The following is a 13,118-nucleotide window of genomic DNA, read 5'->3' on the forward strand; positions in this document are numbered from 1 at the left end:
TTAATGAGTAATTAATTTTAGTTAGCGGCAGGATTATTTCACTGGCATCACCCTTTACCAATAAAGATGAACAGAAAATAACCTCTGTTTTTGGTTGAGGAATGAGGTTCAAAACAAAAACATTCACCATCACATGGGGTAAACAATGGATGTGAATCGCAGGCAATTTTTCCGGATTTGCGCCGGTGGCCTGGCAGGTACCACCGTTGCCGCTCTGGGATTTGCGCCCAAAACGGCACTGGCGGGTATTCGCGACTATAAATTGTTGCGCTCGACCGAAACCCGCAATACCTGTACCTATTGTTCCGTTGGCTGCGGATTATTGATGTACAGCCTCGGCGACGGCTCAATGAACGCGAAATCCGCGCTGTTCCACGTCGAAGGGGATCCGGACCATCCGGTGAGCCGCGGCGCGCTGTGCCCGAAAGGCGCAGGGTTGCTGGATTACGTTCATAGCGAAGGCCGTCTGCGCTACCCGGAATACCGGGCGCCGGGCTCGGATAAATGGCAGCGCATCAGTTGGGACGACGCCTTCAACCGCATTACGCGGCTGATGAAAGCGGACCGCGACGCTAACTTTATCGAGCAAAACGCGGCGGGCACCACGGTGAACCGCTGGGTCACCACCGGCATGCTGTGCGCGTCTGCCGCCAGCAACGAAACCGGGATGCTGACCCAGAAATTCGCACGTTCCTTAGGGATGGTGGCGGTAGATAACCAGGCGCGCGTCTGACACGGACCAACGGTAGCAAGTCTTGCTCCAACATTTGGTCGCGGTGCGATGACCAACCACTGGGTTGATATCAAAAACGCCAACGTCGTGATGGTGATGGGCGGTAACGCCGCTGAAGCGCATCCGGTGGGTTTCCGCTGGGCGATGGAAGCGAAAAACAACAATGACGCTACGCTGATCGTGGTCGACCCGCGCTTTACGCGCACGGCGTCGGTTGCCGATCTCTATGTCCCCATTCGTTCCGGTACTGACATTACATTCCTGTCAGGGGTTTTGCTGTACCTGATCGAAAACAACAAGATTAACGCCGAATACGTTAAGCACTACACCAACGCGAATCTGCTGGTGCGTGAAGACTATTCCTTTGAGGATGGTCTGTTCAGCGGCTATGACGCGGAAAAACGTCGCTACGATAAAACCACCTGGAACTATCAGTTCGACGAAAACGGCTACGCCTTGCGCGACGAGACGCTGACCCACCCGCGCTGCGTCTGGAACCTGTTGAAACAGCACGTTTCCCGTTACACCCCGGAGATGGTGGAGAAAATCTGCGGCACGCCGAAGGCGGACTTCCTGAAAGTATGTGAAGTGCTGGCCTCCACCAGCGCCCCGGATCGTACCACCACGTTCCTGTATGCCCTTGGCTGGACGCAGCACACCGTCGGCGCGCAGAACATCCGCACCATGGCGATGATCCAGCTGCTGCTCGGCAACATGGGTATGGCGGGCGGCGGCGTAAACGCCCTGCGCGGCCACTCCAACATTCAGGGTCTGACCGACCTCGGACTGCTGTCCACCAGCCTGCCGGGTTATTTGACGCTGCCGTCGGAGAAGCAAGCCGATCTGGAAAGTTATCTGAAGGCCAATACGCCGGTGGCGACATTGCCGAATCAGGTGAACTACTGGAGCAACTATCCGAAATTCTTCGTCAGCCTGATGAAGTCATTCTATGGCGATGATGCCCAGAAAGAGAACCAGTGGGGTTATGACTGGCTACCGAAGTGGGACCAGGTTTACGACGCCATGAAGTACTTCGACATGATGGATCGCGGCGAAGTGAACGGGTACATCTGCCAGGGCTTTAACCCGGTGGCGTCACTGCCGGATAAAAACAAGATCGTCAGCCGCCTCAGCAAGCTGAAATACCTGATCGTCATCGACCCGCTGGTTACCGAAACCAGTAACTTTTGGCAGAACCACGGCGAGATGAACGATGTCGATCCAGCGAGCATTCAAACCGAAGTGTTCCGCCTGCCGTCGACCTGTTTCGCGGAAGAGGACGGCTCCATCGCCAACTCCGGCCGTTGGTTGCAGTGGCACTGGAAAGCGGCGGATGCCCCTGGCGAAGCGCTGAACGACGGGGAGATCCTCGCGGGCCTGTACCATCGCCTGCGCGAGCTGTACCGCAGCGAAGGCGGCAAAGGCGTAGAGCCGCTGCTGAAAATGAGCTGGTCTTACAAACGCCCGGATCACCCGGAATCGGCGGAAGTCGCTAAAGAGAACAACGGCGTGGCGCTGGCGGATCTGTACGATCCGAACGGCAACCTGCTGGCGAAGAAAGGCGAGTTGCTGAACTCGTTTGCGCTGATGCGCGACGACGGCACCACCGCCTCTTCCTGCTGGATTTACGCCGGTAGCTGGACCGAGAAAGGCAACCAGATGGCGAACCGCGACAACAGCGATCCGTCCGGTCTGGGCAATACCCTCGGCTGGGCCTGGGCGTGGCCGCTCAACCGCCGCATCATTTATAACCGCGCGTCCGCCGATCCGATGGGTAAACCCTGGGACAGCAAACGCATGCTGATCAAATGGAACGGCAGCAAGTGGGTCGGGAACGATATCCCGGACTACAACACCGCCGCGCCAGGCAGCGGCACCGGTCCGTTTATCATGCAGCCGGAAGGGCTGGGCCGCCTGTTCGCCATCGACAAAATGGCGGAAGGGCCGTTCCCGGAACACTACGAGCCGGTGGAAACGCCGATTGGCACCAACCCGCTGCACCCGAACGTGGTGTCCAACCCGGCGGCGCGCCTGTTGCCGGAAGACGCCAAACGTATCGGCGATCGCAACGCGTTCCCGTATGTGGGCACCACGTACCGTTTAACCGAGCATTTCCACACCTGGACCAAGCATGCGTTGCTCAACGCCATTGCCCAGCCGGAGCAGTTCGTGGAAATCAGCGAAACCCTCGCGCAAGCGAAAGGCATCGCCAGCGGCGATACGGTGAAGGTCAGCAGCAAGCGCGGGTTTATCCGGGCGGTTGCGGTGGTGACGCCGCGTCTGCAGGTTCTGAACGTGGACGGCAAGCAGGTTGAAACCGTGGGTATCCCGCTGCACTGGGGCTTTGAAGGCACCGCGCGCAAGGGTTATCTGGCGAACACCCTGACGCCGCCGGTCGGTGATGCTAACTCACAGACGCCGGAGTACAAGGCGTTCCTGGTTAACATTGAGAAGGCGTAAGGGGCGAACTCATGTCAATGCAATCTCAGGACATTATTAAACGTTCCGCCACCAACGGAATGACCCCGCCGCCTCAGGCGCGTGACTTCAAGGAAGAGGTCGCCAAGCTTATCGACGTCTCCACCTGTATCGGCTGTAAAGCCTGCCAGGTGGCGTGCTCGGAGTGGAATGACATCCGCGCTGAGGTCGGTCACTGCGTGGGCGTCTACGACAACCCGACGGACCTGTCCGCCAAAGCCTGGACGGTGATGCGCTTTAGCGAAACCCGCGCCAACGGCAAGCTGGAGTGGCTGATCCGTAAAGACGGCTGTATGCACTGCGAAGATCCGGGCTGCCTGAAGGCGTGCCCGTCTGCGGGGGCGATTATCCAGTACGCCAACGGCATCGTCGATTTTCAGTCGGAACACTGCATCGGTTGCGGTTACTGCATCGCGGGTTGCCCATTCAACGTGCCGCGCCTCAATCCGCAAGACAACCGGGTCTATAAATGCACCCTGTGCGTCGACCGGGTGAGCGTGGGCCAGGAGCCGGCGTGCGTGAAAACCTGCCCGACGGGCGCGATCCACTTCGGCACCAAGAAAGAGATGCTGGAAGTGGCGAGCGAGCGCGTGGAGAAACTGAAAAAACGCGGCTACCCGCACGCGGGTATTTACGACCCGGCGGGCGTGGGCGGCACTCACGTGATTTACGTGCTGCACCACAATGACCAGCCGGAGCTGTATCACGGCCTGCCGAAAGATCCGCAAATCGATACGCCGATAAGCCTGTGGAAAGGGCTCCTCAAACCGCTTTCCGCTGCGGGCTTTATCGCGACCTTCGCCGGTCTGATTTTCCACTACGTGGGCGTCGGTCCGAACAAGGAAGTCGATGACGACGAAGAGGAGGAGCACCATGACTAAGAAAAGTAAGATGATCGTTCGGACCAGCTTTATCGACCGGGCGTGTCACTGGACGGTGGTGATCTGCTTTTTCCTGGTGGCGTTATCGGGCATCGCGCTGTTTTTCCCGACCCTGCAATGGCTGACGCAAACCTTCGGGACACCGCAGATGGGGCGTATTCTGCACCCCTTCTTCGGCGTGCTGATTTTCTTCGCGCTGATGTTTATGTTTGTTCGCTTCGTCAAACATAACATCCCGGACAAGCAGGATTTGCCGTGGCTGAAGAACATTGTGGAAGTGCTGAAAGGCAACGAACATCATGTGGCGGATGTGGGCAAATACAATGCCGGGCAGAAAATGATGTTCTGGAGCATCATGAGCATGATTTTCGTGCTGCTGGTGACCGGCATTATTATCTGGCGTCCGTACTTCACGCACTTCTTCCCGATGTGGATCGTGCGCTGGAGTCTGCTGATCCACGCGCTGTCGGCCATCGTGCTGATCCATGCGATCCTGATCCATATGTATATGGCGTTCTGGGTCAAAGGATCGATTAAAGGCATGATCGAAGGGAAAGTCAGCCGCCGCTGGGCGGCTAAACACCACCCGCGCTGGTATCGCAAAGTTCAGAAAGCGGAAGACGCTCAGGAGTAATGAGCGGGCTTAATAAATAACAACGGCGCCTGATGAGGGCGCCGTTTTTGTTTAAACAAAATGTGATAACTCGTCGGCGGCTTACTGTGTATGCTTTTTGGGTGTTAGCGTGTACAGGAGCGGATGATGGATAAAACAAAGCGCATTTTGCTGGTCGAAGATGATGAGGATATCGCGCAGCTGCTCCAGTTGAATTTACGCGACGAAGGCTATCTGATTACCCATGAAAGCCACGGCGGGCGGGCGCTTGAGCGGCTCGATCAACACGCCTGGGATGTCGTGATCCTCGACCTGATGCTGCCGGAGGTAGACGGGCTGGAGATTTGCCGCCGCATCCGCATGATGACCCGTTATCTGCCCGTGATTATTATCAGCGCCCGTACCAGCGAAATGCACCGGGTATCGGGCCTGGAAATGGGCGCCGACGATTATCTGGCAAAACCGTTTTCCATACTGGAGCTGGTCGCGCGGGTTAACGCGCTGCTGCGCCGCCAGGAGGCAATGGCGATGAATTTGCGTCTCGACGCCGGTACGCTCGCTTTGGGCGGTTTAACCATCGATCCGCTGGCGCGTGCCGTTAACCTGCGCGGCAGGGATATCGAATTAACGCCGCGCGAATTCGAGCTGCTTTATTTTCTGGCCCGCCATCCCGGCACCGTCTTTTCAAGGTTGAACTTACTTGAGCAGGTATGGGGTTATCAGCACGACGGCTATGAGCATACGGTGAATACGCATATCAACCGGCTGCGCATTAAAATCGAACGTGATCCCTCCGAACCTGAATATATTCTCACCGTATGGGGCAAAGGGTATAAATTCACCAGCGCCAGCCCGCAGGGAATTGTCGATGCGTAACCTGAGCCTCAGCCAGCGCCTGACGCTAATTTTCACTACGCTATTGTTGCTCTGCGCCATGGTGATTTGCTGGATGCAGTTACGCAGCAATACCCAGTATGGCAATACCATGGTTCAGCAACTCTCCGCTAATTTAGCCAGCCAGATTGTTGCCCGTGAAAAACTGATTAATGACCAGGGCGAGATTAATCGTGAAGGCCTGAAAGGATTATTCGATCGATTAATGACGCTTAACCCGAGCGTAGAACTCTATTTACTCTCCACCGATGGGCGGTTATTGGCCGATGCCGCCCCTGTTGGCCACATTAAACGCCAGTCAGTTGAGATGAAACCGCTGCATGCTTATCTCAACGGGCAGGATTTCCCGCTTTACGGTGACGATCCGCGCAGCAGAGATTTACGCAAGGTGTTTAGCGTCGCGCCCATTGATCAAGGTGGCCGCACCGTCGGCTATTTATACATCATTTTACAGGGCGAAAAACTTAACAGCCTGGCACAGCAGGCCTGGAATCATACGCTTTGGCAAGTGATCGTCTGGACCCTGATTCTGGTGACGGCGCTGGGGCTGCTGGCAGGCACGCTGGTATACCTGTGGGTTACGCGTCCGGTGCGTCAGTTGACTCAACTGGTGCGTACGCTGGAACAGGACTCTATCGCCGCCATTAAAGCAATCGCCAGGCTCGCCCCCCAGCGGGAGCAGGGTAATGAACTCATCCTGCTGCGTAATACCTTTATTGAACTGTCGCGGCAGATTTCCAGCCAGTGGGATCAGCTGGCAAACAGCGATCGCCAGCGGCGCGAGTTCATCGCCAATATTTCCCATGATTTACGCACCCCGCTCACCTCGTTATTAGGGTATCTGGAAACGCTGTCGCTAAAAGCGGGTTCGCTGACAGAAGATGAAGCCCGCACATGGTTACAGATCGCGCTGCGCCAGGGCAACAAAGTGCGCCACCTTTCTCAACAGCTATTCGAACTGGCGCGGCTGGAGCATGGAGGTATCAAGCCGCTACGGGAGCCGTTCTCAGCGGCAGAACTGGCGCAGGACGTGATGCAAAAGTTCGAACTGATGGCCGAAACGCGCCAGATAACGCTGCGTCTTGATGTGCCGCCTAAACTGCCCGCCGTAGATGCCGACGTCTCAATGATTGAACGCGTATTCACTAACCTGTTGGATAACGCGCTACGCCATACCCCAGCGGGCGGTGAAGTCACGCTTCGTTTGTGGAAGGCGCGCGGGCAGATTGAAGTGGAAGTCGAGGACAACGGTGAAGGCATTCCGGAATCCTTGCAGGCGCGGCTGTTTGTCCGGCCTTCGGCACTGACCAGCGAACAATCCCGACAGGATCGCGGCGGTTTAGGGCTGATGATTGTCCACCGGATGCTGCAACTCCATCACTGCGATATCCGACTCATCGATAAAACGCCTGGCGCGTGTTTTCGATTTTCGCTGCCCCTGGCAGGGTAGCGCTACTCCGTCAACGCCTGCGCACAAGCCCATGCCGATGCCCAGGCCCACTGGAAGTTGTAGCCGCCCAGCCAGCCAGTAACGTCCACCACTTCACCGATAAAATAGAGCCCCGGCACGTTGCGGGCTTCCATGGTGCGCGAAGAGAGTTCATGGGTATCCACCCCACCCAGGGTCACTTCGGCGGTGCGATAACCTTCGGTGCCGTTCGGCTGCACCTGCCAGGCGGTCAGCAGCTCGACTAACGCCTCCTGCTGGCGGGCATTAAGCTGTTTCAGGGTACAGTCAGGTATTTGCCCCATTTGCTGGAGGATCTCGATCAGCCGCTTCGGCAGTTGCATCGCCAGGGTGTTTTTCAGGCTCTGATTTGGATGCGCGTTGCGCTGCTCATCAACAAAGGCATTTAAATCGCAATCGGGCAGCAGATTAATGGTGACTTTTTCCCCCGGCTGCCAGTAGCTGGAAATTTGCAGAATAGCCGGGCCGGATAGCCCGCGATGGGTGAACAGGACATTTTCGCGGAAAACGGTGCCGTCCTGCGCGCTGACCACCGACGGCACGGAGACGCCGGACAGCACCTGTAGCGCCTCCAGCAACGGTTTATGGAGGGTAAACGGCACCAGCCCGGCGCGGGTCGGCAATACTTTCAGGCCGAACTGTTCCGCCACTTTATAGCCAAATGGCGACGCGCCCAGCCCCGGCATCGAGAGCCCGCCGCTGGCAATCACCAGTTTCGCGGTGCGCACGCTGTCGCCGTTCAGGGTCAGCAGGTAACCCTGCTCGTCGCGCTCAATGCCCAGCACTTCGCTGCGCAGGCGCATCGTGACGTTGCCTTTCCCGCACTCCGCCACCAGCATATCGACGATTTGCTGCGCCGAGTCGTCGCAAAACAGCTGGCCGAGGGTTTTCTCATGCCAGGCGATACCGTATTTCCCTACCAGATCGATAAAGTCCCACTGGGTATAGCGCGCCAGGGCGGATTTGCAGAAATGCGGATTGGCGCTCAGGTAGGCAGCCGGTTCGACATACAGATTGGTGAAGTTACAGCGCCCGCCGCCGGACATCAGGATCTTACGGCCCGGCTTTTTGCCGTTGTCGAGAAGCAACACCCGTAATCCCGCCTGCCCGGCCTGCGCCGCGCAAAATAACCCCGCCGCGCCAGCGCCGATAATCACTGCATCAAACTGTTCCACACCCTGCTCCCCTGAAAGTAAGGTTGCGAATTGTAAAGTTTCTTAGCTGGTCGCACCAGCGATATGCCCTTGCAAGAATGCAGCCAATTGTTTTTTAAAGGGTAAATCTTTTCAATCGTTGACGTTATGCGACGAGGCATCAAAAAAAGTCTATATTTCACTTTGCCCCTGCCGCCAAAGTCCCTGATAATGCGGCGCGTTCATGTCCTCAAGATGGCGTAACGTCTATGCTACATTTATTTGCCGGCCTGGATCTTCATACCGGCCTTTTGCTTTTGCTTGCTCTGGGCTTTGTCCTGTTTTATGAAGCCATTAACGGTTTTCATGACACAGCCAACGCAGTTGCAACCGTAATCTATACGCGAGCGATGCGTTCGCAACTGGCAGTGGTTATGGCAGCGGTGTTTAACTTCCTCGGCGTTTTGCTGGGCGGGTTAAGCGTAGCCTATGCCATTGTTCATATGCTTCCCACCGATCTGTTGCTTAACGTAGGTTCCGCACATGGCCTGGCCATGGTGTTCTCTATGCTGCTGGCGGCGATCATCTGGAACCTTGGCACCTGGTATTTGGGTCTGCCGGCGTCCAGTTCCCACACCCTGATTGGCGCGATTATCGGTATTGGTTTAACCAACGCCCTGATGACCGGCACATCAGTTGTGGATGCATTAAATATCCCGAAAGTGATCAATATTTTCGGCTCGCTGATTATTTCTCCTATCGTCGGTCTGGTGTTCGCAGGCGGCCTGGTGTTTTTGCTGCGTCGCTACTGGAGCGGCACTAAAAAACGCGCCCGTATTCACCTGACGCCTGCCGAACGTGAGAAAAAAGACGGCAAGAAAAAGCCGCCGTTCTGGACCCGTATCGCACTGATCCTGTCAGCCATCGGCGTGAGCTTCTCTCACGGCGCTAACGACGGGCAGAAAGGCATCGGCTTGATTATGCTGGTACTGATTGGCGTCGCGCCCGCAGGCTTCGTGGTCAACATGAACGCCTCTGGCTACGACATCACCCGTACCCGTGACGCCATCAACCACGTTGAGAGCTATTTCCAGCAGCACGGTGAAGCCATCAAACACGTGATTGATATGAATCCGGTGATCCCGACGCCGGAAGAGGTGAAGAGCCAACCGCAGGAATTCCACTGCGACGCTAACCGCGCCATGCTGGCCCTGCAACGCGCCAAAACCATGCTGACCGGCCTTGAGAGCTACGACAAGCTGAGCATTGAACAGCGCAGCCATATGCGCCGTATGCTGCTGTGTATCTCTGATACTGCCGACAAAGTGGCTGGCCTGCCGGAAACCTCTAAAGATGACAAACGTTACCTGAAAGAGCTGAAAGCCGACCTGCTCTACACCATCGAATACGCACCGGTGTGGATCATTATGGCGGTGGCGCTGGCATTGGGTATCGGCACCATGATCGGCTGGCGTCGCGTCGCCACCACCATCGGTGAGAAAATCGGTAAGAAAGGCATGACTTACGCGCAGGGGATGTCGGCGCAGATGACCGCGGCGATTTCTATCGGGGTAGCGAGTTATACCGGTATGCCGGTCTCCACCACGCACGTACTGTCATCGTCCGTTGCGGGCACCATGCTGGTTGACGGTGGCGGATTGCAGAGCCGTACGGTGAAAAGCATTCTGATGGCCTGGGTCTTCACCCTGCCCGCCTCTATTGCGCTCTCTGGCGTGCTGTACTGGATTTCGCTGCACTTTATCTGATAGCGAAAGCGGTTAAAAAAAGAGCGGGCATTGCCCGCTTTTTTTATTACTGCCAAATCATCATCGCGATGAGGCAGACTATGACGAGACCGCACAACGCGCTGGTTAATATAAAATGACACCGTACTCGCTCACAGCGGCGGATGAATTCGTCGTCATGATGATCGCGGTAACGTTGAGCATAAATATACCAGACCAGACGCATTTGCTTATTTGGCTGACCATGGGATGTGAAAAAACCACTGCCATCTACATACTGGTAGAGCAAGGGATCACAACCACGAAGCACCACAAGCAGCGCACGTAACGATGAGAAGTAGCGCGCCATATTGACGATGCATACCACACACAGAGCCCAGAACAGCGCAACAGTGCTTATCATAACACCTCCCCGGCGATAGCCACGGAGTCCTCCCCGGGACAACCGCACCCCCGATACCAAGTCAGTCAACTCGTTCCAAATGAGAGAGATACCAAAAGTCGATCGGGTTCACATTTATTTACCCGAGTGACTCATTTAATAGTGTAGAAGATCAGGTTATTTTTTTGCCACATCGTTCTGGTCAATCATTCGTGATATCTGTATTTCGATTTAGAATGAATGCGGGCGCAGCGGATTGACGGATTTCTTCCTGGGCGATAAGGTAAAAAGAGACCGTTATGCTTAAGTCTTTCTATATCCTCATGCTTCAGGCTGAAGGATATCGTTTACAGGTTCCCGCGAGAGCGGTATGCAGGACGCGGGGCAAGGACATCATCGATAACCTAAAGCGTTGTCTGATCCATTGTCATCGACATCTTATGGAAGGAGTAAAATTATGGCTTACAAACATATACTTATCGCAGTCGACCTCTCCCCTGAAAGTAAAGTGCTGGTCGAAAAAGCCGTCTCCATGGCACGCCCGTATAACGCCAAAGTTTCACTGATTCATGTCGATGTAAATTATTCCGATCTCTACACCGGCCTGATCGACGTCAATCTGGGCGATATGCAGAAACGCATCTCTGAAGAAACCCACCACGCGCTGACTGAGCTGTCCACCAATGCCGGTTACCCGATTGCGGAAACCCTTAGCGGCAGCGGCGATCTGGGCCAGGTACTGGTTGATGCGATTAAAAAATACGACGTCGATTTAGTACTGTGCGGCCATCACCAGGACTTCTGGAGCAAACTGATGTCGTCCGCCCGTCAGCTGATCAACACCGTGCACATCGATATGCTGATTGTGCCGCTGCGCGACGAAGAAGAGGAATAATCGCCCATTCTTGCCCATAACGCCCGCTGATGCGGGCGTTTTTATTTCCGCCCGCCAACGTAAACCACTGACTTCAATAAGTTCATTAGTGTGATCTGCCGCTGCGATCGTTTTTCGCCAATACAATAACCTGCTTTAAAGCGTATACCCGGCATTACTCGCCGACAAATGACAAAGCGGCGCGATCCTGAGGCCGCGACCATACTTTTACTGGCATCACGTTAAGGCAACGGAAAAATGAACAACACTGCACCTGTCGGCTTACTGCAACAGCCGAAACCCTTTTTTATGATCTTTTTTGTCGAGCTGTGGGAGCGTTTTGGCTACTACGGCGTTCAGGGCATTCTGGCGGTTTTCTTCGTCCAGCAGCTTGGCTTCTCCCAGGAACAGGCTTTTGTCACTTTCGGGGCGTTCGCCGCGCTGGTGTACGGGCTGATCTCTATCGGCGGCTACGTGGGCGACCACCTGCTCGGTACTAAACGCACCCTGGTGTTGGGCGCGATTGTGCTGGCCATCGGGTATTTTATGACCGGGCTGTCGCTACACCAGCCTTCATTGATCTTCATCGCTTTAGGCACCATCGCGGTGGGCAACGGGCTGTTTAAGGCTAACCCCGCCAGCCTGCTGTCCAAATGCTATCCGCCAAAAGATCCGCGTCTCGACGGCGCTTTTACGCTGTTTTATATGTCGATCAACATCGGCTCACTGCTGTCACTGTCGCTGGCACCGGTGATCGCCGAGCGCTACGGCTACGCGGTGACCTACAACCTGTGCGGCATCGGGCTGATTATCGCCCTGCTGGTTTACTTCGCCTGCCGGGGCATGGTGAAGCACATCGGCTCCGAGCCGGACCATGCGCCGATGCGCCTCAAAAATTTACTGCTGGTACTGGTGGGCACGGTCGCCATGATTTTCCTCTGCGCCTGGCTGATGCATAACGTACAGGTCGCCAATCTGGTGCTGATTGTGCTGTCGATTGTGGTGATTATTTTCTTCTTCCGCGAAGCGTTCCGGCTGGATAAAACCGGGCGCAACAAAATGTTTGTGGCGTTTATCCTGATGCTGGAAGCGGTGCTGTTTTACATCCTCTATGCTCAGATGCCCACCTCGCTGAACTTCTTCGCCATCAACAACGTGCATCATGAGATCCTCGGCTTCACCATTAACCCGGTGAGTTTCCAGGCGCTGAACCCGTTCTGGGTGGTGGTGGCGAGCCCGGTGCTGGCGATGATTTATACCCGTCTGGGCAGCCGGGGCAAAGACCTGACCATGCCGATGAAATTTACCCTCGGGATGTTCCTGTGCGCCCTCGGCTTCCTGACTGCCGCTGCAGCAGGCATGTGGTTCGCCGATGCCCAGGGGCTGACGTCGCCGTGGTTTATCGTGCTGGTGTATCTGTTCCAGAGCCTGGGCGAGCTGCTGATCAGCGCGTTGGGGCTGGCGATGGTCGCCGCGCTGGTGCCGCAGCACCTGATGGGTTTTATCCTCGGGATGTGGTTCCTGACTCAGGCCGCCGCGTTCCTGTTGGGCGGTTATGTCGCCACCTTTACTGCCGTTCCTGAAGGGATCACCGACCCGCTGCAAACCCTGCCGATTTATACCGGGGTGTTTAGCAAAATTGGTCTGGTAACGCTGGGCGTATCAATCGTGATGGGCTTAATGGTGCCGTGGCTGAACCGGATGATTGCCACGCCGGAAGAGAAGTAGGTCGTGTATTTTTCTGCTCCATGTTCTCGCCTCATTCTGTAGAGCGAGGGCATGGGGCGAGGATGCTCAGGAATGACGTCTTTTCTTAATCTCAAAAATCACTAAATCAGGTTTATTAACAATAAAAATACTCCCAAGGACACATCAATCATGGGCTAATAAACAGACGAGATGCCGAGAGGAATGTCT

General features: G+C 55.6%; 10 protein-coding genes. 8 read left to right on the top strand and 2 right to left on the bottom strand.

Annotation, left to right across the window (positions count from 1 at the left end):
* The first annotated feature begins 145 nt into the window (after positions 1-145).
* From fdnG to FHW74_RS11310, 5 genes are all read left to right on the top strand, one after another.
* Positions 146-3,193: a formate dehydrogenase-N subunit alpha gene (fdnG, locus tag FHW74_RS11290; RefSeq protein WP_183170523.1), complete on the top strand. Its 3,048-nt coding sequence runs from the start codon at positions 146-148 to the stop codon at positions 3,191-3,193.
* An 11-nt stretch (positions 3,194-3,204) separates the two neighbouring features.
* Complete coding sequence (gene fdxH / locus FHW74_RS11295) at positions 3,205-4,092, top strand: formate dehydrogenase subunit beta (RefSeq protein WP_183170524.1); 888 nt, start codon at positions 3,205-3,207, stop codon at positions 4,090-4,092.
* On the top strand, positions 4,085-4,726 hold the full coding sequence (gene fdnI, locus FHW74_RS11300; protein ID WP_183170525.1) for a formate dehydrogenase-N subunit gamma: 642 nt from the start codon (positions 4,085-4,087) through the stop codon (positions 4,724-4,726). Before fdxH ends, fdnI begins: the two co-directional genes overlap by 8 nt.
* Before the next feature lie 126 nt (positions 4,727-4,852).
* Entirely contained in the window at positions 4,853-5,581 is a 729-nt protein-coding gene (locus FHW74_RS11305) for a response regulator transcription factor (protein WP_183170526.1), read from the top strand.
* Complete coding sequence (locus FHW74_RS11310) at positions 5,574-7,049, top strand: HAMP domain-containing sensor histidine kinase (RefSeq protein WP_183170527.1); 1,476 nt, start codon at positions 5,574-5,576, stop codon at positions 7,047-7,049. The genes FHW74_RS11305 and FHW74_RS11310 overlap by 8 nt, the downstream gene beginning before the upstream one ends.
* Positions 7,050-7,051: 2 nt before the next feature.
* On the opposite strand, the gene FHW74_RS11315 is transcribed toward FHW74_RS11310, so the two are convergent.
* Entirely contained in the window at positions 7,052-8,242 is a 1,191-nt protein-coding gene (locus FHW74_RS11315; protein WP_183170528.1) for an NAD(P)/FAD-dependent oxidoreductase, read from the bottom strand.
* 227 nt (positions 8,243-8,469) lie between these two features.
* Here FHW74_RS11315 and pitA point away from each other — a divergent pair, with 227 nt between their 5' ends.
* On the top strand, positions 8,470-9,966 hold the full coding sequence (gene pitA / locus FHW74_RS11320) for an inorganic phosphate transporter PitA (RefSeq protein WP_183170529.1): 1,497 nt from the start codon (positions 8,470-8,472) through the stop codon (positions 9,964-9,966).
* A 46-nt stretch (positions 9,967-10,012) separates the two neighbouring features.
* Here the strand turns inward: pitA and uspB are convergent, their stop codons facing one another.
* Complete coding sequence (gene uspB, locus FHW74_RS11325) at positions 10,013-10,348, bottom strand: universal stress protein UspB (protein WP_183170530.1); 336 nt, start codon at positions 10,346-10,348, stop codon at positions 10,013-10,015.
* Positions 10,349-10,784: 436 nt separating this feature from the next.
* Here uspB and uspA point away from each other — a divergent pair, with 436 nt between their 5' ends.
* Positions 10,785-11,222: a universal stress protein UspA gene (uspA, locus tag FHW74_RS11330; protein WP_125292672.1), complete on the top strand. Its 438-nt coding sequence runs from the start codon at positions 10,785-10,787 to the stop codon at positions 11,220-11,222.
* Between the two features lie 237 nt (positions 11,223-11,459).
* Complete coding sequence (dtpB, locus tag FHW74_RS11335) at positions 11,460-12,929, top strand: dipeptide/tripeptide permease DtpB (RefSeq protein ID WP_183170531.1); 1,470 nt, start codon at positions 11,460-11,462, stop codon at positions 12,927-12,929.
* The last annotated feature ends 189 nt before the right edge of the window (positions 12,930-13,118 follow it).

The organism is Atlantibacter sp. RC6 (assembly GCF_014193285.1).
Taxonomy (GTDB): Bacteria; Pseudomonadota; Gammaproteobacteria; order Enterobacterales; family Enterobacteriaceae; genus Atlantibacter.